Source organism: Pseudomonas sp. GW821-FHT03C07 (assembly GCF_059420925.1).
Genome location: NZ_JBWKUQ010000012.1, coordinates 174,165 through 198,555, shown reverse-complemented (window position 1 = coordinate 198,555; position 24,391 = coordinate 174,165). Strand labels below are relative to the sequence as shown.

18 protein-coding genes and 2 rRNA genes are annotated in these 24,391 nt (G+C 62.0%); 10 read left to right on the top strand and 10 right to left on the bottom strand.

The window, feature by feature from the left end; genetic code table 11:
- From AC07VG_RS22430 to AC07VG_RS22410, 5 genes are all read left to right on the top strand, one after another.
- Positions 1–174 (top strand): 23S ribosomal RNA (locus tag AC07VG_RS22430); the annotation flags it as partial.
- A 171-nt stretch (positions 175–345) separates the two neighbouring features.
- Positions 346–461: ribosomal RNA gene (rrf, locus tag AC07VG_RS22425) — 5S ribosomal RNA — on the top strand.
- Between the two features lie 307 nt (positions 462–768).
- Positions 769–1,428 carry a paraquat-inducible protein A gene (locus AC07VG_RS22420; RefSeq protein WP_495021890.1) on the top strand — a complete coding sequence of 220 codons (660 nt, stop codon included), beginning with the start codon at positions 769–771 and terminating at the stop codon, positions 1,426–1,428.
- A complete protein-coding gene (locus tag AC07VG_RS22415) occupies positions 1,415–2,038 on the top strand; it encodes a paraquat-inducible protein A (RefSeq protein ID WP_495001236.1) in 624 nt (207 codons plus the stop codon). Before AC07VG_RS22420 ends, AC07VG_RS22415 begins: the two co-directional genes overlap by 14 nt.
- A complete protein-coding gene (locus AC07VG_RS22410; protein ID WP_495001235.1) occupies positions 2,031–4,334 on the top strand; it encodes a PqiB family protein in 2,304 nt (767 codons plus the stop codon). The genes AC07VG_RS22415 and AC07VG_RS22410 overlap by 8 nt, the downstream gene beginning before the upstream one ends.
- A gap of 190 nt (positions 4,335–4,524) precedes the next feature.
- Here the strand turns inward: AC07VG_RS22410 and mksF are convergent, their stop codons facing one another.
- From mksF to mksB, 3 genes are read right to left on the bottom strand one after another with little or no spacing between them, the layout of a single operon-like run.
- The gene (gene mksF, locus AC07VG_RS22405; protein ID WP_495021889.1) at positions 4,525–7,365 is read right to left on the bottom strand and encodes an Mks condensin complex protein MksF; all 2,841 of its coding nucleotides are present in this window, start codon (positions 7,363–7,365) and stop codon (positions 4,525–4,527) included.
- Positions 7,362–8,075 (bottom strand): Mks condensin complex protein MksE, encoded by a 714-nt coding sequence (gene mksE, locus AC07VG_RS22400; protein ID WP_495001233.1) that lies wholly within the window; start codon positions 8,073–8,075, stop codon positions 7,362–7,364. Before mksE ends, mksF begins: the two co-directional genes overlap by 4 nt.
- A complete protein-coding gene (gene mksB / locus AC07VG_RS22395) occupies positions 8,065–9,345 on the bottom strand; it encodes an Mks condensin complex protein MksB (RefSeq protein WP_495001232.1) in 1,281 nt (426 codons plus the stop codon). Before mksB ends, mksE begins: the two co-directional genes overlap by 11 nt.
- Positions 9,346–9,512: 167 nt before the next feature.
- Here mksB and AC07VG_RS22390 point away from each other — a divergent pair, with 167 nt between their 5' ends.
- From AC07VG_RS22390 to can, 3 genes are all read left to right on the top strand, one after another.
- Positions 9,513–10,292, top strand: a complete 780-nt coding sequence (locus tag AC07VG_RS22390) for an energy transducer TonB (protein ID WP_495001231.1) — start codon at positions 9,513–9,515, stop codon at positions 10,290–10,292.
- Positions 10,285–10,737 carry a ribosomal protein S18-alanine N-acetyltransferase gene (gene rimI, locus AC07VG_RS22385; RefSeq protein ID WP_495001230.1) on the top strand — a complete coding sequence of 151 codons (453 nt, stop codon included), beginning with the start codon at positions 10,285–10,287 and terminating at the stop codon, positions 10,735–10,737. The genes AC07VG_RS22390 and rimI overlap by 8 nt, the downstream gene beginning before the upstream one ends.
- A gap of 69 nt (positions 10,738–10,806) precedes the next feature.
- Positions 10,807–11,451: a carbonate dehydratase gene (gene can / locus AC07VG_RS22380; RefSeq protein ID WP_495001229.1), complete on the top strand. Its 645-nt coding sequence runs from the start codon at positions 10,807–10,809 to the stop codon at positions 11,449–11,451.
- 195 nt (positions 11,452–11,646) lie between these two features.
- On the opposite strand, the gene AC07VG_RS22375 is transcribed toward can, so the two are convergent.
- The 6 genes from AC07VG_RS22375 to AC07VG_RS22350 form a co-directional block, all read right to left on the bottom strand.
- Positions 11,647–12,819, bottom strand: coding sequence for a hypothetical protein (locus AC07VG_RS22375; protein WP_495001228.1), 1,173 nt, complete (start codon positions 12,817–12,819; stop codon positions 11,647–11,649).
- A 139-nt stretch (positions 12,820–12,958) separates the two neighbouring features.
- Positions 12,959–14,593, bottom strand: a complete 1,635-nt coding sequence (locus AC07VG_RS22370; protein ID WP_495001227.1) for a J domain-containing protein — start codon at positions 14,591–14,593, stop codon at positions 12,959–12,961.
- 13 nt (positions 14,594–14,606) lie between these two features.
- Entirely contained in the window at positions 14,607–16,304 is a 1,698-nt protein-coding gene (locus AC07VG_RS22365) for a molecular chaperone HscC (RefSeq protein WP_495001226.1), read from the bottom strand.
- Positions 16,305–16,515: 211 nt separating this feature from the next.
- Positions 16,516–18,213 (bottom strand): acid phosphatase, encoded by a 1,698-nt coding sequence (locus AC07VG_RS22360; RefSeq protein WP_495021888.1) that lies wholly within the window; start codon positions 18,211–18,213, stop codon positions 16,516–16,518.
- Positions 18,214–18,404: 191 nt separating this feature from the next.
- The gene (locus tag AC07VG_RS22355) at positions 18,405–19,091 is read right to left on the bottom strand and encodes a helix-turn-helix transcriptional regulator (RefSeq protein WP_495001224.1); all 687 of its coding nucleotides are present in this window, start codon (positions 19,089–19,091) and stop codon (positions 18,405–18,407) included.
- Positions 19,092–19,384: 293 nt separating this feature from the next.
- Entirely contained in the window at positions 19,385–20,803 is a 1,419-nt protein-coding gene (locus AC07VG_RS22350; RefSeq protein ID WP_495001223.1) for a short-chain fatty acid transporter, read from the bottom strand.
- 257 nt (positions 20,804–21,060) lie between these two features.
- Between AC07VG_RS22350 and AC07VG_RS22345 the strand changes: the two genes are divergently transcribed.
- Together AC07VG_RS22345 and AC07VG_RS22340 are read left to right on the top strand one after the other, a co-directional pair.
- Positions 21,061–22,374, top strand: a complete 1,314-nt coding sequence (locus AC07VG_RS22345) for an MFS transporter (RefSeq protein ID WP_495001222.1) — start codon at positions 21,061–21,063, stop codon at positions 22,372–22,374.
- Between the two features lie 163 nt (positions 22,375–22,537).
- Entirely contained in the window at positions 22,538–23,854 is a 1,317-nt protein-coding gene (locus tag AC07VG_RS22340) for a methyl-accepting chemotaxis protein (RefSeq protein WP_495021887.1), read from the top strand.
- Here AC07VG_RS22340 and AC07VG_RS22335 read toward each other — a convergent pair.
- Positions 23,847–24,326: a RidA family protein gene (locus tag AC07VG_RS22335; protein ID WP_495001220.1), complete on the bottom strand. Its 480-nt coding sequence runs from the start codon at positions 24,324–24,326 to the stop codon at positions 23,847–23,849. The two genes, AC07VG_RS22340 and AC07VG_RS22335, sit on opposite strands and share 8 nt — an antisense overlap.
- Positions 24,327–24,391: the final 65 nt, after the last annotated feature.

Here is a 24,391-nt window from a genome sequence, read left to right as displayed (position 1 = left end):
GGGAAAGATAACCGCTGAAAGCATCTAAGCGGGAAACTTGCCTCAAGATGAGATCTCACTGGAACCTTGAGTTCCCTGAAGGGCCGTCGAAGACTACGACGTTGATAGGCAGGGTGTGTAAGCGCTGTGAGGCGTTGAGCTAACCTGTACTAATTGCCCGTGAGGCTTGACCATATAACACCCAAGCAATTTGCTTGCTTCGAGCTGAAAAGCGAAAGAGCACCAGATTGCGGTGTGTGAAGACGATACAGACCGAAAGTTTGCGACTCACAAAACACCAAGCTGTCACATACCCATTTGCTGGAGCGTGATCTCGCAAGAGAAAACGACCTGGCTACCGAATTTCTTGACGACCATAGAGCATTGGAACCACCTGATCCCATCCCGAACTCAGCAGTGAAACGATGCATCGCCGATGGTAGTGTGGGGTTTCCCCATGTGAGAGTAGGTCATCGTCAAGATTAAATTCCGAAACCCCTATCTGCGTATGCAGGTAGGGGTTTTGTTTTTGTGCTGCGCAAATGTCCGGCGCCAGGTCCGGCCTCCTGTGGCGACTGTTCGATCGTCATCGCCAGCAAGCTGGCTCCTACAGGGGGCGGGTGTTCCAGCGCAGGGATAGCGCCGTGCCCGGTCTTTGTAGGAGCCGGCTTGCCGGCGATGGCGGCCGCATGGGCGCTGCAAGGCTCAACTCCAGACGAATTTTGCACAGTTATTTTCGAGCAGGAACACTAGAATAGGCACCGTCTTTTACAGAACCCGAGCCCATTTATGTCGGATCCGGTTGACCCCGCAAAGGTGTCGGAACTCCCCCTGGACACGTTGGTGGCCTGCCACGAATGCGACCTGCTGATGCTCAAACCCCAACTCGGCCTCGGCGAAAAAGCCCAGTGCCCACGCTGTGGCTATGAGCTCTACGCCAATCGCCACAATGTCATCGAGCGTAGCCTGGCCCTGGTGCTCGCCGCGCTCCTGTTGTACATCCCGGCGAACTTTTTACCGATCATGCAGCTCAATCTTCTGGGTCGGACCTCCGCCGACACGGTCTGGAGCGGTGTACTGGGCCTGTACCATACCGGTATGTCCGGCGTCGCCGTGGTGGTGTTCCTGTGCAGCATGGGGATCCCCCTGCTCAAGCTGCTCTGCCAGTTGGCCGTGCTGTTGAGCATTCGCTGGGATATTGGGCGCAGCTACGGCTTGCTGCTGTACCGTATTTACCATCACCTGCGCGATTGGGGCATGCTTGAGGTCTATCTCATGGGTGTGCTGGTGGCGATTGTCAAACTCGCCGACCTGGCGGAGCTGAGCCTCGGATTGGGCCTGGCCTGCTTTGTCGCTTTGCTGCTGGTCCAAGTGCTGCTGGAGGTGGTCATGTCGCCCCACCAGATCTGGCAGGCGTTATCGGGAGAGGATGTACATGCGGGCGATTGATGCAGGCATTCTGATCTGCACGGAATGCCATGAGTTGAACCGGCAGGAAGAAGACAGCGACGAGCAGATCTGTACCCGCTGCGGTGCCTCCGTGCACCCACGGCGTCCCAACAGCCTGATGCGGACCTGGGCCCTGCTGCTAACCTCGGCGATTCTCTACATCCCGGCCAACATGCTGCCGATCATGACCGTCAGCTCTCTGGGCAAGGGTGATCCCAGTACCATCATGTCGGGTGTCATTACCCTGGTGCAGCACGGCATGTTTCCCATCGCGGCCGTGGTTTTTGTCGCCAGTATCCTGGTACCCACGTTCAAACTGGTGGGCATTGCCCTGCTATTGTTCTCGGTGCAGCGCCGCCAGCCGCTGTCGGCCCGCCAGCGGATCATCATGTACCGTTTCATCGAATTCATTGGCCGCTGGTCAATGTTGGATATCTTCGTGATTGCCATCCTGGTGGCGATCGTGAACTTTGGCAGAATTGCCAGTGTCGAGGCCAATCTCGGCGCGATAGCCTTTGCCAGTGTGGTGATCTTGACGATGCTTGCCGCAGTAACTTTCGATCCCCGACTCATCTGGGATAACACGGAGTCGGACGACGACCATGAGTGATTTGCCAAAAGCCAAAACCCGTCCGGCCTCGAATTGGTCGGCCGTCTGGGTCCTGCCGCTGATTGCCCTGGTCATCGGCGGCTGGTTGGGCTGGCGGGCCTACAACCAGACCGGCATCGAAATCCAGGTGCGCTTTGAAAGCGGCGAGGGCATCCAGGCCAACAAGACCGAGGTTGTCTACAAGGGCATGCCCATCGGCAAGGTCAAGGGCTTGAGTCTGGATGTCGAGGGCTCGACCAAGGGGGTCGCCGCGACCATTGAGATGAACAAGGACGTCGAGTCGTCCCTGCGCACCAATACCCGCTTCTGGCTGGTCAAACCGAGCGTGACCCTGGCGGGGATTACCGGCCTGGACACCCTGGTGTCCGGCAACTACATCGCGGTCAGCCCCGGTGATGGCGAACCGGAGCGCAAGTTCAAGGCGTTGACCCAGGAGCCGCCGCTGTCGGACCTCAAGCCGGGCCTGCACATCACCATCAAGGCCGATCGCCTGGGTTCCCTGAACCGTGGCAGTCCGGTGTTCTACAAGCAGATCCAGGTCGGCCAGATCAAAAGCTATGCACTGTCCCCGGACCAGAACATGGTCGAGCTCAAGGTCTTTATCGAACCGGCCTACGCCAACCTGGTGCGCAAACACACGCGCTTCTGGAACGCCAGCGGCATCAGTATCGATGCCAACCTGTCCGGTGTGAAGGTGCGCAGCGAGTCCCTGGCCAGCATCGTCGCCGGCGGTATTGCCTTCGCCACGCCGGAGAATCGCAAGGACAGCCCACCCACCGATCCGAGCCTGCCGTTCCGCCTCTATGAGGATTTCGACGCGGCCCAGGCGGGGATCCGCGTCAAAGTGAAGCTCAGCGACTTCGAAGGGCTGCAGGCCGGGCGTACGCCGGTGATGTACAAGGGGATCCAGGTCGGCAGCCTCAAAGCCCTGAAGATCGATCCCGACCTGGCCAGTGCCAACGCCGAGTTGACCCTCGATCCGCTGGCTGAAGACTACCTGGTGAACGGTACCCAGTTCTGGGTGGTCAAGCCGTCGATTTCCCTGGCCGGCATCACCGGGCTCGAGGCCCTGGTCAAAGGCAACTACATTGCCATTCGTCCCGGCGACAAGGGCGCTCACCCGCAACGCGAGTTCGAGGCCCGGGCCAAGGCCCCGCCCCTCGACCTGCGCTCCCCGGGATTGCACATGGTGCTGTTCACCGACAACCTCGGTTCCCTGGATGTCGGCAGCCCGGTGCTCTACCGCCAGGTGAAAGTCGGTTCGGTGCAGAGTTACCAGTTCTCCCGTACGCGCAAGCAAGTGGTGATTGGCGTCCATATCGAGAAGGAATATGAAAACCTGGTCAACGCCTCGAGTCGCTTCTGGAACGCCAGCGGTATCACCCTGAGCGGTGGTTTGACAGGGGGCATCCAGGTGAAAAGCGAATCGCTGCAAAGCCTGATGTCCGGCGGTATTGCCTTCGAGACCCCACAGGACAAAGCTCCGCTGCAGAAACGCATTCCGCGTTTCCGTCTGTTCGCCAACCATGACGAGGCACAGCAGCAAGGCACCCTGATCACCATTCGGGTTGATCGCGCCGATGGATTGCGCAGCGGCACGCCGATCCGTTTCAAGGGCCTGGATGTGGGCAAGATCGAAAGTGTCGACCTGAGTGACGACTTGCAGTCGGTGCTGCTCTCGGCGCGGATTACCGAAGTGCCGGAGCGCATCGCCCGGATCGGCAGTCAGTTCTGGGTGGTAAAGCCGCAGCTGGGCCTGATCAAGACCGCCAACCTGGAAACCCTGGTCACCGGGCAGTATCTCGAAGTGCAGCCGGCGACGAAGAAGCTCGGGGTGCAGAAGGATTTTGTCGCGCTCAAGGAAGCGCCGGATGTGGCGGTGCCACAAGCCGGCTTGAGCCTGACCCTGAGCGCGGCGCGGCGTGGTTCGCTGAAGGAGGGGGTGCCGGTGACTTACCGCGAGGTGACGGTGGGCAAGGTCACGGGGTATGAGCTGGGGGACACCGCCGACCGGGTGCTGATCCATATTCTGATCGAGCCGCGTTACGCGCCGTTGGTGCGTAGTGGTAGCCGGTTCTGGAACACCAGTGGCTTTGGTCTCGACTTCGGCCTGTTCAAGGGCGCGACGGTGCGCACCGAGTCGCTGGAGACCCTGATCCAGGGCGGGATCGCCTTTGCCACGCCGGATGGCGAGCGCATGGGCGGGGCGGCGCGGCCGTTGCAGACCTTCCCGCTATTCGACAAGTTCGAGGATGAATGGCTGACCTGGGCGCCGAAGATCAGCCTCGGCAAATAGCGCTGTTTGTGTAGGCGCCGGCTTGCTGGCGAGGGCGGCCGAAAGGTCGATGCAAGGCTTACTGGCCTCATCGCCAGCAAGCTGGCTCCTACAGGGTTCTCGGTGTGGTGGTGTTTCTCGGTGAAGCACCCCCCAAAAATAAAAAGGCCACGATCAATGATCGCGGCCTTTTGCCTTCCAGCTTCCGGAGTCAGACCTCGTCGAGCTCCGGTTCCGCCGCTTCACTTGGCAGTGGCGCCCGCACCTGATCGTGCCGGCGAATGTACTTCCAGTCCGCCTCGTCGATATAGATCCCGTTCGGTCCGCTGCCGCCTTCCAGGTCGATGGCCACGTGCGCCGACACCTGCGGCTTCACGCTCGCCAGGATCGGCACGAAGCCCAGTTGCAGGCTGGTCTCGAGCAGCGCCGCCTGGTTGCGTTCGTCGATGTCCGCGGCCTCGTCGAGGTAGTACGGTAGACGCACGCGCCCGGCCTGGTCGCGGTCCATCAGGTGCAGCAACAGGTACATGTTGGTCAGCGCCTTGATGGTCATGGTGGTGCCGTTGGACGCCGCGCCGTCGATATCGGTATGGATCACCGGTTGGCCGTTGACCTTGGTGATCTCGAACGCCAGCTCGAACAGGTCCTTCAAGCCCAGCTGGTTGTGGTTGGCCGCCACCAGCCGCGCCAGGTATTCCTTGGCTTCTTCGTTCTTGTTGTCCTGATCGGCACTCTGGCTCAGGTCGAACACCGACAGCGTCTCGCCTTCCTCATACTGGCCGGCACTGTGGATGATCTGGTCGATGTGCTTGAGCGCTTCCTTGTTCGGCGCCAGCACGATGCGGAAGCTTTGCAGGTTGGACACCTGGCGTTTGTTGATCTCGCGGTTGAACAACGCCAGTTGGTGTTCCAGGCTGTCGTAGTCGCTGCGGATATTGCGCAGGGTCCGGGCGATATCGGTCACCGCCGCACGGCGCGCCTTGCCCAGGGTCAGGGCTTCGTCGGTGCGGTGATCATAGGCGTTGATCAGCAGTTGCAGGCGGCGCTCGATGTCGTCCTCGCTGTCGAACTTGGCCACGCCCTTGAGGCGCACCTGGGCGTACAGCGCCTCGATCTGTCCGTCGGCCCGCTGCAAGCCCTGCCAGCTGTCCTGGTAGTCGTTGAGCAGCGGTAGCAGGTTGTCCATGGAATCGTCCACCGGATCCATGAACGGCGTGCCGAACGGCAGGTCGGCCGGCAGCAACTGGCGACGGCGCAGGGCGTCGTCGAGGGTGCGTTGCTTGGCTTCCATGTCGCCGATCTGCCGGCCGACCAGTTGCAGCTTGGCCGACAGCTGTTGGACGCGCTCGGTGAAGGCGTCGCTGGAGCGCTTGAGTTCATCCTGCGCGGCTTCCAGTTGTGCCAACTGCTCCAACTTGTCGCCTTCCTCGGCGCTCAGGGTCTGGGCGCGACGGAAGTCTTCCAGGGCTTTCTGCGCATCCAGCACCTGCTGGTACAGCGCTTCGGTCTGGGTCTTGCTCGCGGCCCGGTCGGCGGCAACGGCCTGCTGGGTTTTCAATTGCTTGAGCTCTTTGTCCAGGCGCTCTTTCTGGTCACGTAACGCGGCGCGATCGGCCAGGGCTTGCAGCGCCGGCGGCTCGATATGGGACAGGTCGATGGACAGGCCCGGTACTTCGAAACGCTCGCCCTTGAAGCCGTCGAGGATCAGTTCCATGGACTTGACCCACTGGCCTTCCTCGTCCAGGGCAATACCGTGCTCGCCCAGCGGCAGGCTGAACAGGGCGCTGTTGAACAGACGCATCAGGCGTTCGACGTCCTGTTGCGAGAACTCTTCGCGCAAGCGCGCATAGCTGTTGTTGTCGGCGTGATCGAGTTGCTGCTTCACCGACTTCAGGCGTTTTTCCAGGTCGCGCAGACGCTCTTCCAGGTCCTCGGCGCTGAACTGCCGGGATTGGGCCAGGGCACCGGCCAGTTCGTCGTGGGCATCCTTGGCTGCCAGCAGCTGCTGCTCCAGCACCTTCACATCGTTGACCAGGGCGAAGCGATGCTTGAGCACCGACAACTCGCCGAGCCAGCGTTGCAGGTCGCTGATTTCCCGCTCCAGGCGCATCAGTTCCTGGGTGCTGCTGCGCTGGTCGTTCTGCAGGGCGTCCTGTTCATTGCGGTAATGTTCGGACTGGATCAGCAGCTCTTCCTTGCGCGCACCGGCATAGTCCGACCAGGTGCCGAGCAACGAGTCCAGCAACGGCGAGATCCGGTGCAGCTTGCCGCGCAGCACATCGCGCTGGCGCACCCCCGAGGCCAGCGCCTCGACCAGGGGCCCGGCGGCGACCATGGCGTTGTAGTCCTGTTCCATGCGCCGCACGTCGCGGAAGGCTTCCTCGCAGGCCGCGATATAGTCGACGCTGCCGGAACGCAGGCTGTGCTCGAAGGCATCGAGGAACAGCTGCTTGAGCTTGGCGGCGGTGATCTCGCGCATGTGCAGCAGGTTGATGAACAGCGCGCGGAAGGTCTTCAGGCTCTGTTCGCTGGTGGAGCGCAGCGGGATCAGCGTCAGGTCCAGTGGAATCGAGGTGTGACCGCCGACCAGCAGCCGGCGCAGTTCATCGGGCTTGAGCTCGTAGGCTTTGAGGCCGTTGCGCTCGAGGTTGTTGAACAGCTCCTTCTGGCGCAGGCAGGTGTCGTCTTTCTGGTAGTGGGCCAGGTCCAGGCGCCCGGCGTAGGCGAAGAACTGGTGGCCGAAACCACCGCCCGGGCCGCGTCCGACCACGCCGATCACATGCGGGCCGTGGGGCAGGGCGACTTCGACGAGGATGTAGCTGGTATCGGTGGCGAAATAGAAGCGCCGCGACTGCTCCAGGCTGTACTTGCCGAAGCTCATGTCCGACATGCGCGCCAGGATCGGGAACTGCAAGGCGTTGATCGAAGCCGATTTACCCAGGTTGTTGGCGCCATACACCGACAGCGGATGTTCCAGCGGAAACAGACCGAGGCTGTAGCCGGCGGTGTTCAGCAGGGCGAAGCGGCGAATACCGTAGCGTTCCTGGCTCATGCGTCCATCTCCTGTTGCTCGGCGGCAATGGCCCGGGCCAGCGCGTCTTCTTCACTTTCTTCAGGGGCCTCGACGAATTCGCTGAGGTCCAGCGGGTCATCGGTTTCCAGCAGTTTTTCGTCGCTGTCGTCATCCACCAGTACCGGCGTCGGCAATGGCAGCACGCTGTGCAGGCTGGCGGCCATGTCACGGTCCTGCTGGACCGACAGGCAGACGTCGAGGAAACGGTGCATCGGTGGCAGGAAGCGGAACAGGCCGGGCTCCTCGAGGGCGAAGCCGAGTTGGGTCATGCGGCGCATGATCTTCTCTTCCAGTTCCTCCTGGGTGGTGACTTCGGCCTGGACGAACAGGTCGCGGTATTTGTCCAGCAGCGACGGCAGTTCGTCACGGCCCAGGCTACCGCCGTCGAGCACGGCCACCGGGTCGCGGCCCTGGTCGGCGAGGTGTTCGACCAGGATAAAGGTGAACAGCGCCAGGCGCTGGGCGGTCTTGTTGACCTGGGCGGCGGCGTTGTCCGGGACGAAGTAGTAGAAACCACGGGTGTCGCAGACCAGTTCGAAGCCCAGGGCCTTGAACAGGCTGCGGTACTGGTCCTGGCAATTGGACAGTTGGGCGTACAGCTCCGGGTCGCGGCGGCTGACGTGGTAACCCTTGAACAGCTCGCGAAAGATCGGCGCCAGCTGGGACAGTTCGGAAAGATCAAGATGCATGGGGAGTGCTCGCGGAATTCTCGCCGGCTTCTTCGACACGCGAGAGCAGGGCGAAGGAGCGCAGGCTGACCTGGTGCTCCTGGGTGTGGTAGTCGCGGCGTTCGAGGCGCTCGCGCTGGAAACGTTTTTCCCGCGACAGGCGCGAGAACCAGTAGAGCAATTCGTCGGTGGCGCCGTCCGGTTCCTGCTCCAGCAGCCAGCTCATCAGGTCCGGCATCGGCAGCGCATCGCTGCAGCGTTCGAGCATTTCCTTGACCGTGCGCGGGGCCCGTGGCGACTCGCCGCCATTGGACGACTTGTGCGCCTTGGGGAAACGCGACGGCTTGGCCTCGAAACGGGCCAGGGCGTAGACATACGCCTCGACCTGGCCGGAACTGCCGAGAAAGGTGCTTTGCGGGCGGCTGAACATCGGCATCGCCGCTTGTGGCACGGCGTCCAGGCCTTTGCGCCGGATCACCGACAGGGCCAGGGCGGCGCCACGGGTCACGGCGTTGTGCCGGCGCGCTTCTTCACGCAGCGGCAGCAGCAGTTCGCGGGCATGGCGCAGGGTCAACTGGGCGCTGGTCTGCATTTCCAGGATCCGCGCGTGGGTGCGCAGCAGCATGTCGTCGTCCACCAGGTGGCCGAGGCGTTGCTGTTCGCTGAGCATGCGCAACAGCACGTTCTCGACCTTGCGCACGCCCTGTTCGAAGGCGCCGTCGGCGTTCACCAACTGGATCATCGGTTCGACGTATTCGTCCCAGGTCGCCAGGACCTCGGCGTAACGCTGGCGTAGAGGGATCTGTCGGTCGCTGGTCTTGGCCCGTTCGGCGACGGCCACCAGGGCCTGTTCGTCGTTGGCGAGCTTTTTCAGTACATCGCGCACGCGCATGTCGAGCAGGCGCAGCTGGCGGGCCAGGTCGTTGCCGTCGCGGATGTCGAAGGCGTCCTGGATGTAGCCTGCCAGGCGTTCGAGGTGGCGCAGGTAGGCTTCGATCTCCAGGCACAGGCCCAGGCGGTGTTCGCGACGCAGGTAGGCGAGGAAGTCGTGGATCTGGGCATTGAGCTCGAAACGGTTCGGGCTTTTCGCCACGGGCACCAGGATATCCAGGCGAATCCACACGTCCAGCAGGCTGGTGATGTCCTGGGGCGTGCTGTCCAACTGCTGGGCGGCCAGTTGCTGGCGCAGTTCACCGAGGCTCAGGGTGCCTTGGTCGAAGTGTTCGCACAGAGGCTCCAGAAGGGCCCAGTGCTCGGCGAGGGCGCGCAAGACGCGCTTGGGTTCGATCATGGGGGAGGCCGGCTGGTTAGCAAATTAAAAGCAGCGATTGTACTGCATGCCGCGTCCGATTTATCCCCAGCTGATCAGAGGCTTGGCGTTCTTGCGATCAACTGCGGGCGATCTTCGCCGAAGGGCGGTAGAATCCCTGCTTCAACTTATCCACAGATGGCCGACCTTTGCTTATCGAGTCCCGCCGCCGCGCTTATCTGACCGCCATGCAGGTGGTCCACTGGCTGCCCCGCACCGAACTGCCGTTCGCCGCGCCGTCGCGGGCGGAATTGTTTGTGGAGCCGGAGCCGTTGGTCGAGGTCCAGGCCCCCGTGCCTGAGGCGCGTAACGCCGCCGAACCGCTGGCCAAGCCCGTCGAACGGGCGAAGATCGAAGTGCCACGGCCCTCGCCAATCCAGCGCGCGGAAAGCAAGCCGGCGGTTGTCGCCGAAGAGGCGCCGGCCCCGGTCAAGGTGGTTCAGGTGCCGCCGCCGCGTTTCGCGTTGCAATTGTTACGCGCCGGACGTTGCCTGGTGCTGGTGGAGTTACCCACGGGCGAACCCTTCCAGAGCCGCGACCCGGCCTACCTGTTGCTCAAGGACATGCTGCGCGCCGCCGGGCTGCCGGACAGCCCGCAGATCGTCGGCGAGCCGGTGCGCTGGCCGCTGCTGGTCCGCGGCAACCTCGACCAGGGCCCGGAGGCGGCGCGGGACTTTGTCCAGGGCTTCGTCCAGGCCCGGCGGGAAGAAGGCGAGTGCGCCTGCCTGTGGCTGATCGGCCTGCCGGCGGTGCGTTTTGCCGGTGAGGCCAATGCCGAATCATACAACCGTGAACTGCAGGTCGAAGGCCTGGGATCGGCCTGGGCGCTGCCCGGTCTGGAATTATTGATGGATGAGCCACAGCGCAAGGCTGATGTCTGGCAAGCCATGCGCCGGCTGATGGCGCGATGGAAAAGTAACGATGAGTGATGCGGTAAGTTTTCGCCCGATGACCGAGGCGGACCTGGATGCGGTCCTGAAGATCGAATACGCGGCCTTCAGCCATCCCTGGACCCGTGGGATTTTCCTCGATGGTCTGGGCAAGTATCAGATCTGGCTGATGTTCGAAGGCAGCCAGCAGGTCGGGCATGGCGTGGTGCAGATCATTCTCGATGAGGCGCACCTGCTCAATATCACGGTCAAGCCGGAGAGCCAGGGCCGTGGCCTGGGTTTGCGCCTGCTCGAACACTTGATGTCGCGGGCCCATGCGGCCGAGGCCCGGGAGTGTTTCCTCGAGGTGCGCGACAGCAATCAGGCGGCCTTCCGCCTGTATGAGCGTTATGGCTTCAATGAAGTCGGCCGTCGTCGCGACTACTATCCGGCGGTGGGCGGACGCGAAGATGCGGTGGTGATGGCGTGTACGCTGGTTGACTGAGGATTTCCCCACGTGACCCCAAGTCGGGGTCGGGTGTCATAACTTCGGACTATCTTGAGGCAGCAGAGCATGAACGAACTACAGGATCTGATTGATAACAACGAGCGCTGGGCCGCTGCGATCAAGGAAGAAGACCCGGAGTTCTTCGCCAAGCTCGCCCGTCAGCAGACTCCGGAGTTCCTCTGGATCGGCTGCTCCGATGCGCGGGTGCCGGCCAACGAGATTGTCGGCATGCTGCCGGGCGATCTGTTCGTACACCGTAACGTCGCCAACGTGGTGCTGCACACCGACCTCAACTGCCTGTCGGTGATCCAGTACGCGGTGGATGTGCTCAAGGTCAAGCATATCCTGGTCACCGGCCACTACGGTTGTGGCGGCGTGCGGGCCGCGATGCAGGATCGCCAGTTGGGCCTGATCGATGGCTGGCTGCGGTCAATTCGCGACCTGTACTACGAGAACCGTGAAGTGCTGGCGCAGTTGCCCACTGAAGAGGAGCGGGTCGACCGCTTGTGCGAGTTGAACGTGATCCAGCAGGTGGCCAACGTCGGTCATACCACCATTGTGCAGAACGCCTGGCATCGTGGGCAGAGCCTGTCGATCCACGGCTGCATCTACGGGATCAAGGATGGGCGCTGGAAGAGTCTGAACGCCACCATCAGCGGGATTGAGCAGCTGCCACCGCAGTACCGGTTGCGGCCGGTGGAAGCGCCCTGAGGCCTGCATAGGCTGTGAGTATGCCATCGCCAGCAAGCTGGCTCCCACATCAGTGCCGTGTCGAACACGGATTTTGTACACGACACGGACCTTGTAGGCGCTGGCATGCCAGCGATGGCGGCCTTGAGGTCAATGCCAGACCCAAGGGCCCCATCGCCGGCAAGCCGGCTCCCACAGTGGGTGTTGCGGCGTTGGTCAGATGGCCGGCATCGCGGTCACTGGCGCTGGCGCCGGTTGCTTTAGCTGGTTGAGTTGCGTCTTGATCGCCGTGGTCGAGCATTTCTTCTCGGCATCGGCTTCCGACAGCTTGCGTATCGACTCGTAGAACAGCACGCAGGTTTTCTGCGTGTTGGTCACCTGCCAGTTGTCGGTACAGCTTTTCAGCTGCGCCGCCGGATCGCTGTCCGGTTTCTGGCCCATGCCGGCCTGCCAGCAGGCGGCACTCAAGTCCTGCCCCATCACTTTCAAGCCCGCCGCATCGGCTTTCGCCTGGTCACCACCGTAGCTGGCCGGGTCCGCCGCGTACCAGATGTAGCTCGGGTGGTTGGAGCCCAATACCGGTACTATCGCCCCCGCTGTCGGGCGGATGAGACCCAGCTGTAGCACACCGACGTCCGCGCCATATTGCTGCTTGATCCAGTTACGCACCGGCGTACCGAAGGCCACCATCGGCAACGCCGTGCCCTTGGTGGTGATGCTGACTTCCTTGACCATGGTGGTCTGGTAGTCGGTGAAGTAGCTGTAGACGGTTTCCAGGGTACTGCCGGCGTTGGACGGCGCGGCAATCGGTGCGATGTCGACGATGGTCTGGTAACCCGGCGTCTGCTCCTTGGGGATGCCATTGTCGGTCAGGAGCTCGGCCCAGCGGTCGGTGGTAGCCGACTCCAGGTAGTCCTGGGCCTGGGTCAACGAGTAATCCGGCGGGAAGTGCAGCAGTTCGACGCTCTTGCGGTTGTCCAGAGCCAGGCCCAGCGGCAGGAACAGGTACCAGTTGTAGGCCCATTTACCGTCGGCATTCAGTTTGGAGGCGCCTTTGTAGGCCAGTTCGCCGGCATTGAGCACTTGCTCCAGCGGTTTGTCATAACCGTTCGGCACGCCGCTGAAGTGGGCATAGAGTTGGCCGGCGTCGGCTTTCACCGTCACCTTGGCGTTGAGGTAGCCGTCACGCTTCACGCTCTGGTTCAGATAGTGCTCGGCGGTCTGTTCCAGGGTCCAGGGGCGAAAGCAGATGACATTGCAATTGTTGGGATAGGCGAAGAGCTGGGTGACGCGCTCCCGGCTGCCCAGTTTCATTTCGACATCGGCGTGAGCGAGGGTACTCAGGGTGAGTGCGGCTAAGGTACTCGTCAATACAGCGATTTTTGACATGCTCAGATCCTTTTCAGCGTTGACCATCGGGTGAGGTGACTTGTCATACTGCGGCAGGTACTGCTTTCCCGTTATGGGGAAACTGTGATTTTTCTTGTACTTGATATCCCTGACCAAGCGTAGGCATTCCCCCCGGACTTCATCGGCTGCTGCCCGTGGTCAACGGATAGCCGGGGACCACCAGCAAGCAAGTGACGGTGATGCACAACATCAGCAGGAAGAATCCCAGCTGCAGGGGACTCCACTGAGTGAGGTGCTGGATGGCCTGCCAGGGGTGTCGCCAGATCGAGTCGGGGCGTTCGCAACGCGGGCGTTTGTTGTCGAACAGGCCGATGGCGCCGATGCCGATGAATGTCGCCATGCCCAAGCCACCTGACCAGGCCAGGAACAGTAACGCAATCAACGCCTGCGGCACGCCATGGCGAATAACCAGCCAATGCCGGGTCGGGTTGATGCGTTTGGGCAACAGATGCTGGCTCAGCCACAAATCGATCGTCATCAGGTGCCAGCACAGGGGCTGCCAAAAACGCATCGCGTAGACGCCGATGATCACTGGGATCAGACCAGTCAACAGTGAGGTCATCAGACTCGTCCAGAGCGTGCCCTTGGCTTGCCAGATTTGCCATGAGGGCAGCGTTGACAAGGTCACTGCCAGCGAGCAGCCGGCCCATAACCATCGCCAGCCAGAGGGGGGCACGGAGCGCGGCAGGAACTGGCGCCAGAAAAAGACGTCGCGATTTGGCAGGCGTTCGATAAGTTCCGGATACCGGTGGGCCAGTTGATCCGAAAGATCCTGGCAGGCTTGCCAATGATTATGGGTGAAGTGCTTGAACTCCAGGCCCTGTTGCCAGAGCGTGAGGGGCGTCAGCAGCAGAAAGGCGGCTTTTGGCGCGGGGCCCCCATAGAAATGGTTCAAGGCCCTGGTTTGCAGTTCCTCGTAGAAAGCTTCGCGTTCGCAGCGCTGGTTCAGTGATTGCCAGACCCAGTGTGGCTCGGGGGTAACACCGGCCTTGTCGTCCCAGCCGAACGCCTGGCAGACCCGGTCGAATAGCGGCACGCTCCATTGGGTTTCGTTCAGCAACTGCAGCACGATCCGTTGCCATTCCTGGCTTCGGTCGAAAATCTTTATCCAAGGCTGTTGCGAGTAGTTTTTCAACTGCTGGAGGAATGGCCGTTCCTGCCCGGCCTCCAGCAGGTCCTGCAGTGTCTGCCGATATTCCTGCAGCAACCCACTGGACAAGGCTTCAGCTTGCCAGGGTGTCATGCGCACGGTTTGCCAGGGCGTCAGCCATTCCAGCTGCTGAACGGCCCAGGCGGCGATTGGGCTACGCAATCCCGGTTGTTCAAAACACAGCCGCAGCAATGCCTGTTGGAACGCTTCGGCGCATTGCTGTTGCCGGGCCTGCTGCCAACGCTCGGCCAGGTTCTGTTCGCTGAGCTCGGCCACCAGCGCGGGAACCGGGTCATCGAGGACGGGGGCCGACAGGCCTGTGCCCAGTGGCTGAATCTCCGCGGGCCGGGACCAGTCGTGCTTCTGCGCGTGTTCCAGCGGCTCGGCGGCGAAGTTGCTCACAGGCAGGTGCTGTGCTTCTTCTGTCGAGGTTTCATCCCGCCAGCGGGCGATCGCCAGTGCATTTTCGTATGCCTCACGCAGGCGTTGAAAACCTTCGGCCTCTTCATCCGGGCGATTGCTTTTCAGCAGTCGCGCGTAGCTGCGCTTGATGCTGCGTTCATCGGCGTCTTCCGGCAGGTGCAACAGCGTCCAGCAATTCATCTCGCGACTCCTGTCAGTGCCAGATACCGTTGTCCAGTTTATTCAACTGTTCGATCAGATTCTGACGGGCCTCGCGAATGCGTCGTTCGTCCTGGCCCTCCAACACTTGCTGGAACTGCCCGGCCCACTGGCCGATACGTTCGCGCAGCTCACCGAGGCTTTCCTGGTAGAGGCGTTCCAGGCGTGCGCTCAGGACTGTGTTCACCTGCTGATCGCGTGGGTGCACCTTGAGCAAGGTCAGGGCCTGCAAGCGCTGTTGGATCTCTTCCGGTGAAAGCACCCCGGGGTTGTTCTCGATGATCAGCGAGTGTTGTTCGCCAGTCAGTGGAATATTGACCTGGGCTTCGAGCAAGCCGTTGTTGTCGTAGGTGAAGCGCACATCCAACGCGACCTCGCCGGCCTTGCGCTTGGGCACCGTCATTTCCAGTTGGCCAAGAAAGACGTTGTCGCGTACCAGGCGGCTTTCGCCCTGATAGATTTTCAGCACCACCACGGCCTGGTTGTCTTGCAGGGTATACACGCGCTTGACCCGGCTGACCGGTACGATGCTGTTGCGCTCGATGATAGGCAGGTAGTGCCCGCTGTCGATCTGCTGGCCGAACTGATGAGAGGTTTCGATCCCGAGTGTGTAGGAACAGACGTCGGTCAGTACCACTTCTTCCAGGGCGGCGGAACGCGCCTTCAGCGCGGCCTGCGCCGCGGCACCGTGGGCCACGACTTCGTCCGGATTGAGGCTGATGGACGGGAAGCGTCCGAAGAGGCTGGCGGCGAGCTTGCGCACCAGTGGCATGCGCGTGGTGCCCCCCACCAAGAGGATTTCGTCCAGGTCGTTGACACGAATCCGTGCATCGCGCAGCGCCCGTTCGATAGGACCGCGCAGACGTTCCAGCAGCGGTGCGTAGAGTTCGGCCAATTGCTGCTGGGTAACGGTCCTGCTCCACTGCCGGCCGTCGACCCGCAGGCTGAACTCGGCGCTGGCATCCTGGCCCAGCGCCTTGCGCACCCGTTCGGCTTCGCGCCGCAGTGCCTGGCTGACGCTTGCCGGGTCTGGGAAGTCCGCGACTGCGCGTTGACTGTCGATAAAGGACTCGAGCAATACGCTATCGAAATCCTCGCCGCCGAGGAAGTTATCGCCGGCGCTGGCACGGACCTCCATGACACCGTCGAAGAGTTCAAGAATCGATACGTCGAAAGTGCCGCCGCCAAGGTCGAAGACGAGGAACGAGGTCTCCTTGTCCCGCTGGTGCAGGCCATAGGCGAGAGCGGCGGCAGTGGGTTCGTTGATCAGTTTTTCGACTTTCAGCCCCGCCAGCTCTCCGGCGATACGGGTGGCCTTGCGCTGGGCATCGCTGAAGTAGGCCGGGACGCTGATCACAGCCTCGTGCACGGTTTTACCGTAGGCACGTTCGACGTCTTCCTTGAGGCTCTTGAGGACCAGGGCGGACAGTTCCTCCGGGCGGAAAAGGCGATTGCCCAGGCGTACTTCCTGGGCGCTGCCCATATGGCGCTTGAACAGTGAGGTGGTGGTTTGCGAGTGGGTATGCAGTCGCTCTTTCGCCGCCTGCCCGACCAGTACCCGGCCTTCATCGTCCAGGCCAACCACGCTGGGTGTGAGGAACTGGCCGAGGGCATTGGGCACCAACTCGCTGGTTTCTCCGCGCCAGACGGCAACGAGGCTGTTGGTGGTCCCCAGGTCAATCCCTACGATCATTACGACGAACTCCCTTTTCGCTCGGTAAAATTCTGAAACAGAATACTATCAGGCAAGGATATTACCGGAGTGCGGAGGGGGTAAAGCGGATAGTGGCTCTAGGCTATTGTTTGATCGATGCAGGGTATGCCGGAACCTGCAGGAGCCTGACTCCTGCAGGGGCGGGGCGAGAGGAGCATGGGTCAGCCATTGACTCCTCGGAGTGCCTGTCTCAGAGCGTAAAGCGCAAGGCGTTGGTCAGGTCGCCCATCGGCTTCTGGCCACGGGCAGTCATCGCGTCATCGCGCTGCTTGATCCCATCGAGTTTCTCCAACTGGAACACCCGGGTGATCAGGCGCAGGATCGAGGCGGTGTCATACACCGTGTGATCCACCGTGCCCTTGCGGGCGAAGGGCGAAACCACCAGGGTCGGAACCCGTGTGCCCGGGCCCCAGCGATCGCCTTGCGGCGGCGCCACATGGTCCCACCAGCCGCCGTTTTCATCGACGGTGACGACCACCACCATGTTTTTCCATTGCGGGCTTTCGCGCAGTACTTTCAGGATACGGTCGATATGCCGGTCGCCGGACGCCACGTCGGCGTAACCGGCGTGCATGTTCAGGTTGCCCTGGGGTTTGTAGAAGGTCACCGCTGGCAACTTGCCGGCTTGGGCATCGGCGAGGAACTTGTTGCTGCTCGGGTCCTCGCCCAGTCCGCCGTCGCGCAAGCGCTTGGCCCGCTCACCGGGGTTTTCCGGGCCCTGCTGCTTGAAATAGTTGAAGGGTTGATGGTGGTACTGGAAGTTCGGGATCTTCGGAATGCCGCCCGAGTCCTTGAACTGGTCCAGGGTGGCCTGCCAGGCACCGGCGTACCAGGCCCAGTCGACGTTCTTCTTCGACAGCTTGTCGCCGATGTGTTCGTGGGCCTGGGGTACCAGCACTGTGGGCAGGCCCGGCTTGGAATAGTCTGGATGTTCGGTGTCGCGGATCCAGGTCGGCCAGTAGGGCGGAGCCATGGTGTTGACCGCGTAGCCATCCGGGGTCAGTGCGCTCGGACCGAACTGCGGCGCGCCGCTCATGGCGCTGGCTGGGGACTTGTCCAGAGGCTTGAGGTGCGTACCGAGCGGGTCGTCGCTTTGCAGCGTGGCGATCTGCGGCTTGGCCACCGAGTTGGCGGCGTCCGGGTAGAAGGGCACGGCCGCGCTGATCAGGTATTGGTGGTTGAGGAACGAACCGCCGAAGGCACCCTGGAAGAAGTTGTCGCAGAGCACGAACTCCTTGGCCACGTCCCACAGGCGCAACGAGTAACGGTTCTGGGCGTAGTGCCCCATGGTCAGGCCGCCGGAGTCGGCCCAGGCGACGAACTGGTCGTTCTTGCCGCCGTTGATCTGCATCTGGTTCTGGTAGAACACGTGCCACAGGTCGCGGGTGACCAGGCTCAGGGGCAGGTCCTCGCCGTCCGGGCCCTTGAGGGCATAAGGCGCGTTGGGCAGGTTTTGCTGGAACTGGGTTTGCGCCGGATAGGTCACGCCATCGACGGTTTGCGGGCCAATCTGCAGGACACCGCCCCAGGCCGGCGGCAGGCTCTGCAGCAGGCTGCCATCGCGATCGCGTTGCTGGTAGTCGGCAGGCGCGAGGGCCGACAAGGGTTTCTCGAGGCCGGGGAAGTCGGCGAACAGGTTGTTGAAGCTGCGGTTCTCGGCGTAGATCACCACCACGGTTTTCACCTGGTCGCGCAACGCCTTGTCCAACTCGGCGCCCGACAGCTCGCGGCTGTCCGGCTTGCCGGGTTCGCTCGGGGAACCGCAGGCGGTCAGCGTCGCGCCAACACCCAGCACCGCCACGCCACCGAGGAAGCGGCGACGACTGGTGTCAGTGGGGTTATCGGTTTCGGGCGCTTGCGACTGGTCGAGGTCTTTCTCGTCACTCATCCTGGGTTCCTGCTGGCTGGGTTTGACGTATCAAAATATTTCGCATCGCAACTTAGCAATGCAATATGACGGAACAGCGACAGATCCGTTCTGCCGCCGGGCAGTATGCCGATTGTCGAGGGTGTGGGGCAGGAATTGGGTTACGGAATTTTGCTGGTGGTAGTGGCGGGCTTGAGCTTTTTCCGGGGGCCTTACAAGGCCCCGCACTGAATCGCCGCGACCATCGCCGCGATTTTGTTGGTGGTGCCGGTCTTGCTGATCGCGTTGGCGATATGGAAGTTCACGGTGCGCACGTTGAGCTCGAGCAACTGGGCGATTTCCGGCGCGGTCTTACCTTCGCCCGACCACTTCAATACCTCGACTTCCCGAGGCGACAACAGATACATGGGCGTTGTCGGCAGGTCGCGGGTGGCCGCCGAATGCAGGACATTGCACAGCCACAGGATATGTCCGGCGTGGTGATAGAACTCGCGACGGTCGATTTCCCCCTCGGAGCGGGCGACACACAGGATGCTCTGGTGCCCCTGCACATGCTGTACTGCCTGGGACCAGCCATAGCGTATGCCAAACGATTGCTTTTTTGTCCAGAACGCGGGGGACTTGGCAAAAGTTTCCGGCGACCAGAACACGGGCAGGTGCGAATGCCGGACGCGGGTCAGCAGCGGGTCTATTTTCTGGAGATTCTGGTCCTGGTAGTACCGGTTCCATTCCTCGGGATAATTGTTCTTTATCCAGGCGGCGGTCCCGTGGCCCAGTTTGACGTAGCGGTAATAGGGATAGCCTAGTTGCCTGACCAGGCCGGGCAAGAGTTCGAGCAGTTCCTGCTCGTCTTGCTTTGAACCCAGAAGCCGCAGTTGCTCTTCTTTCCACTGGTTCATGATGCATCCACCTTGAAGCACGACGGGTGGGGCTGGGCACGTTCTGAAAAAGTCGATGGTACGATCGTGCTGGTTTTGTCTAGGCAGACTAATACATGACGTGAACAGCGGCCTACATAATTATTTGCGTTCTTGTGCACGTGTTCAGCATCAATTCAGCATTGTGACTATTCGCGTCGTCGTTTTTGAGACTGAAGCTTGCATTGATGGTTTTCAGGTCGGAGCGAGTCGCAAGAGCGCTGGTCACAGCGCTCTTGAATTCGTCCAGGATTGCAGCCCGAAGGCTCGCGGTGCTATGGCATCACCGGCCCGTTGTAGGCCAGCGTTGTCCCCAGTGCCCAGAGCAGGAACAGCACCAGCGGCGCATGCACCAGCAGTTGCACGAAGGAGAAGCCGATCAGGTCCCGCGCCTTCAAGCCCAGCACGCCCAGCAGCGGCAGCATGTAGAAGGGGTTGATCAGGTTCGGCAGCGCCTCGGCGGCGTTGTAGATCTGCACCGCCCAGCCCAGATGGTATTTCAGGTCATTGGCCACCTGCATCACATAGGGCGCCTCGATGATCCATTTGCCGCCACCGGAAGGGATGAAGAAGCCCAGCACCGCCGAGTACACGCCCATCAGCAATGCGTAGGTGTCGTGGGAGGCGATCTGGGTAAAGAAGGTCGAGATGTGGTGAGCCAGGGTCAGGGCATCGCCGCCCTTGACCGTGGTCATCAGCGCCGCGATGGAACCGTACAGCGGGAACTGGATCAGCACGCCGGTGGTGGTCGGCACCGCGCGGGCCACTGCGTCGAGAAAGCTGCGCGGACGCCAGTGCAGCAGCGCACCGGCCATCAGGAACAGGAAATTGTAGGTGTTCAGGCCGGAAATGGCGCTGATCGCCGGTTTGGTCGAGAACTCGTGGAACAGCCAGCCGGCGGCCAGCAGGGCCAGCAGAATGGTCAGCAGCGGGCTGTATTCCAGCCATTCACCGGGGCGCGAGCGCTTGCTCAGCGGTGGCAGGTTGAAACTCGGGTCGACGCCGCAGGCCTTGGCATCCCGGGCCGAATCAGGCCCTGGTGCGGTGGCGTAGGCGATCACCAGCGAGACCACGATCAGCGCCAACAGGAGCACACCGGACTGCCAGAGGAAGATGGTCTGGGTGAACGGAATCACCCCGGTGATCGACAGGATCGACGGCGGCAGGCTGGCCGGGTTGGCCTGCAACTGGGCGGCGGACGAGGACAGCCCGAGGGCCCAGACAGCGCCCAGGCCCAGATAGGCCGCGGCACCGGCGGCGCGGTAATCCATGCGCAGGTCGGTGCGGCGCGCCAGGGCGCGGACCAGCAAGCCGCCGAAGACCAGGGACAGGCCCCAGTTCAGCAGCGAGGCGACCATGGAAATCAGCGCGACCCAGGCCACCGCCGAGCGGCCGTTCTTCGGCAGCCGGGCCAGGCGGTCGATCAGCTTCACCGCCGGTGGCGAACTGGCGACCACATAACCGCCGATCACCACGAAGGCCATCTGCATGGTGAAGGGAATCAGGCTCCAGAAACCGTCGCCGAAGGCCATCGCGGCTTCGCTCGGCTTGGCGCCGATGGCCAGGGTGGCCAGGGTGACGACGATCACCGCCAGCGCGGCGAACACCCAGGAGTCGGGAAACCAGCGCTCGGCCCAATTCGAGCAGTGCAGGGCAAAGCGGGCGTAGCGGCTGGTTTCGATAGCAGCGGCCATTGGACGGTCCTCTTGTTCTTGATCTTATTGGGGGCCACAGGCGCAACGCTGGGGGCGCAACCTGCGGGCTGGTGTCCACGATAAATCAATCCCGTGGCATTTTCCGATTTTGGTTAGTAGCAGAGTGATATTGCTTATCCAGGGGCCATTGGCGATATCGGCCCAATGCCATTGGCAAACTCAGGTATCCTCCGATTTTTTGCAGCGCCGGCCTAACGGGCCGATGCGCTACTTGAATACGTTGCCAGAGTGTTTTCATGACTGTCGATCACATTCCACATGCCCGTCGTTTTGCCCGGTCCGACTACAAGACCCTGGGCCTGGCGGCGTTGGGCGGTGCGCTGGAAATCTACGATTTCATCATTTTCATGTTCTTCGCGCTGACCCTCAGCGACCTGTTCTTCCCCCCGCAAATGCCCGAATGGTTGCGCCTGCTGCAAAGCTTCGGGATTTTCGTCACCGGCTATCTGGCGCGACCGCTTGGTGGCATCCTGATGGCGCATTTCGCCGACCGCTTGGGGCGCAAGCGGGTCTTCAGCTTGAGCATCCTGATGATGGCCCTGCCGTGTCTGCTGATCGGGATCATGCCGACCTATGCCCAGATCGGTTACTGGGCGCCCCTGCTGCTGTTGCTGCTGCGGGTATTGCAAGGCGCGGCGGTGGGCGGCGAGGTGCCGAGTGCCTGGGTCTTCGTCGCCGAGCACGCACCGCCCGGGCAGCGTGGTTATGCCCTGGGGGTTTTGCAGGCCGGGCTGACCTTCGGTTATCTGCTGGGCGCCTTGACCGCGACCGCCCTGGCGCGAATCTACAGCCCCAGTGAGATCCTCGATTTCGCCTGGCGTTTTCCGTTCCTGCTGGGCGGGGTATTCGGCGTGATCGGGGTCTGGTTGCGTCGCTGGCTGAGTGAAACCCCGGTGTTCATGGCTTTGCAGGCGCGCCGGGAGGAGGGCGAGGAGGTGCCGCTGCAGGCGGTCTTGCGCACCCACCGCCGGGCGATCCTGCCGGCGATGCTGCTGACCTGTGTGCTGACCTCGGCGGTGGTGGTGTTGGTGGTGGTCACGCCGACCGTGATGCAGAAAGTCTTTGGCATGAGTGCCAGTCATACCTTCGCCTTGAGCAGCCTGGGGATTGTGTTTCTGAACATTGGCTGCGTGCTGGCGGGCCTGCTGGTCGACCGCATCGGTGCCTGGCGCGCGGTGCTGTTCTACAGCGCCTTGCTGCCGCTGGGCATCGCGCTGCTCTACAGCTGCCTGATCCATGGTGCTGAATGGATTGGCCTGGCCTATGCCCTGGCGGGCCTGGCCTGTGGCGTGGTGGGGGCGGTGCCTTCGGTGATGGTGGGGTTGTTCCCGGCGCGCATCCGGGTCTCTGGTATTTCCTTTACCTACAACATTGCCTATGCACTCTGGGCCAGCACCACACCGCTGTTTCTGATCGGCCTGATGCCCTGGAGCCCTTGGGTCTGCGTTGGTTATTGCGCGGTGATGGGCGGCGTCGGGGTGCTGATCGCGTTGTACTTCGCTCCACGTGCAGCCGCGACGGCCGAGGCTTCGAGCGTTCGCGGCTGCTGAGCCGCGTCCGTCGGTAGCGACGCGCTGCACTCAGCGCGTCTCGGTGACTTTCTTGAGGAACCGCGGCTGATTGAATAACCCGGAATCTTCCTTCAGAAAAAACTGCCCTAGCCGATGCCAATGTCAGATTACCCGCGCTTTCATTTGCCCATCGGTGCCTTCCATGTTTAACAAACGCTTGAAGCAGGAGCTGTCGGCTCTTCGTGAAGAACTCTCCAGTCTCCAGCAAGTCAAGGACAGCCTGGAACAGGAAATGCTCGTGCTGACCCTGGACCCCGATGGTCGCATCGAATCGGTCAACCAGAACTTCACCCAGGAAATGCTCTACCCGAGTGGTTCGCTGCTGGGGCGCAGTCTTGACGAGTTTGTGCCGGACTACCTCAAACACTCGGATTTTCACCAGCGTTTCAAGAATGCCCTGACCCGTGGCGAGCATTTCAGCGGCGCGGTGCGCTTGTTGCGCGGCAACGGCCAGGAAGCCTGGCTGCGCTCGATCCTGCAGCCGATTCGGGATTCCCAGGGGCGAATCCGCAGTTTTTCGATTTACTCCAACGACCTGACCCGGACCATCGAATCGTCCCGCGAGCACGAAAACCTGATCGGCGCGCTGTTGCGCTCCACCGCCGTGATCGAGTTCAACCTGGCCGGTGACGTGCTCACGGCCAACGACCGTTTCCTCGGCGCCATGGGCTACAGCCTGGCGCAGATCCAGGGCAAGCATCACCGCCTGTTCTGCGAGCCGGCGGAATACAACAGCGCCGATTACCAGGCTTTCTGGAAACGCTTGAATTCCGGCGAGTTCGTCGCCGGTCGTTTCAAACGGGTCGACAGCCGTGGTCGCGAGGTCTGGCTGGAGGCGTCCTATAACCCGGTACTCGATGCCAACGAAAAGCTCTACAAAGTGGTCAAGTTCGCCACCGTGATCACCGACCAGGTGAACCAGGAGAAGGCGGTGGCCGAAGCGGCGAACATTGCCTACAGCACTTCACTGCAGACCGACAGCACCGCCCAGCGCGGGACCACCGTGGTGACCCAGGCCGTGGAAGTGATGCGTGACCTGGCGGCCCACATGCAAACCGCCAGTGACGGCATCGAAGCCTTGAACGCGCAGTCCCAGGTGATTGGCTCCATCGTCAAGACCATCAGTGGCATCGCCGAGCAGACCAACCTGCTGGCGCTCAACGCGGCGATCGAGGCGGCACGCGCGGGTGAGCAAGGTCGTGGTTTTGCGGTGGTGGCCGACGAAGTGCGGCAGCTGGCTTCGCGCACCAGCCAGGCCACCGACGAGATCGTCGGCGTGGTGCGGCAGAACCAGGATATGGCGCGCGATGCGGTGTCGCTGATGAACAGCGGCAAGACCCAGGCCGAGGAAGGTCTTGCGCTGGCGGCGGAGGCGGGCACGGTGATCGTCGAGATCCAGGACGGCGCGCAGAAGGTGGTCAATGCGGTCGGGCAGTTCGCCAACCAGCTGACTAATTGAGCGCCACCACCATATCCACCTCGACCGAGGCGTTTTTCGGCAGTTGGAATACCCCGACCGAGGTGCGCGTATGCACCCCGGCTTCGCCGAACACCGAATACAGTACCTCGGACGCGCCGTCGGCGACTTCACTCTGTTGGGTGAAGTCCGCCGCGCTCTGCACATACACATTGATGCGCAAGACTTTCCTGATCTGCCCCAGGTCGCCATCGAGCAGTTGTCGCAAAATCGCCAGGGCGCGCATGGTGCTGATCTGAGCCCCGTGCCGTGCCCGCTCCAGTGTGGTTTCGGCGCCGACCCGGCCCGTCACCATCACGGTATTGTCGATGCGCGGAATCTGCCCGCTGACATACACTTCAAGATCGTTGCGCACCGCCGGCACGTAGTTACCGCCGATCTTCATTTCACCGTCGAAGCTGTAGCCGAGTTCCCGGGCGATGGCATCAAATGAGGCGTTTCTGGTGTCTGACATGGTCCAGCTCCTGATAAGAGAGGTTCGGTTCGTGCGGGCCAAGCGCGATCCGGCCTGTGTAAGGC

Excerpts from the sequence above, each read along its gene's own strand:
- AC07VG_RS22420 (WP_495021890.1), top strand. The coding sequence starts at position 769 with ATGTCGGATCCGGTTGACCCCGCAAAGGTGTCGGAACTCCCCCTGGAC.
- AC07VG_RS22415 (WP_495001236.1), top strand. The coding sequence starts at position 1,415 with ATGCGGGCGATTGATGCAGGCATTCTGATCTGCACGGAATGCCATGAG.
- AC07VG_RS22410 (WP_495001235.1), top strand. The coding sequence starts at position 2,031 with ATGAGTGATTTGCCAAAAGCCAAAACCCGTCCGGCCTCGAATTGGTCG.
- mksF (WP_495021889.1), bottom strand. The coding sequence starts at position 7,365 with ATGAGCCAGGAACGCTACGGTATTCGCCGCTTCGCCCTGCTGAACACC.
- mksE (WP_495001233.1), bottom strand. The coding sequence starts at position 8,075 with ATGCATCTTGATCTTTCCGAACTGTCCCAGCTGGCGCCGATCTTTCGC.
- mksB (WP_495001232.1), bottom strand. The coding sequence starts at position 9,345 with ATGATCGAACCCAAGCGCGTCTTGCGCGCCCTCGCCGAGCACTGGGCC.
- rimI (WP_495001230.1), top strand. The coding sequence starts at position 10,285 with ATGAGTGATGCGGTAAGTTTTCGCCCGATGACCGAGGCGGACCTGGAT.
- can (WP_495001229.1), top strand. The coding sequence starts at position 10,807 with ATGAACGAACTACAGGATCTGATTGATAACAACGAGCGCTGGGCCGCT.
- AC07VG_RS22375 (WP_495001228.1), bottom strand. The coding sequence starts at position 12,819 with ATGTCAAAAATCGCTGTATTGACGAGTACCTTAGCCGCACTCACCCTG.
- AC07VG_RS22370 (WP_495001227.1), bottom strand. The coding sequence starts at position 14,593 with ATGAATTGCTGGACGCTGTTGCACCTGCCGGAAGACGCCGATGAACGC.
- AC07VG_RS22365 (WP_495001226.1), bottom strand. The coding sequence starts at position 16,304 with ATGATCGTAGGGATTGACCTGGGGACCACCAACAGCCTCGTTGCCGTC.
- AC07VG_RS22360 (WP_495021888.1), bottom strand. The coding sequence starts at position 18,213 with ATGAGTGACGAGAAAGACCTCGACCAGTCGCAAGCGCCCGAAACCGAT.
- AC07VG_RS22355 (WP_495001224.1), bottom strand. The coding sequence starts at position 19,091 with ATGAACCAGTGGAAAGAAGAGCAACTGCGGCTTCTGGGTTCAAAGCAA.
- AC07VG_RS22350 (WP_495001223.1), bottom strand. The coding sequence starts at position 20,803 with ATGGCCGCTGCTATCGAAACCAGCCGCTACGCCCGCTTTGCCCTGCAC.
- AC07VG_RS22345 (WP_495001222.1), top strand. The coding sequence starts at position 21,061 with ATGACTGTCGATCACATTCCACATGCCCGTCGTTTTGCCCGGTCCGAC.
- AC07VG_RS22340 (WP_495021887.1), top strand. The coding sequence starts at position 22,538 with ATGTTTAACAAACGCTTGAAGCAGGAGCTGTCGGCTCTTCGTGAAGAA.
- AC07VG_RS22335 (WP_495001220.1), bottom strand. The coding sequence starts at position 24,326 with ATGTCAGACACCAGAAACGCCTCATTTGATGCCATCGCCCGGGAACTC.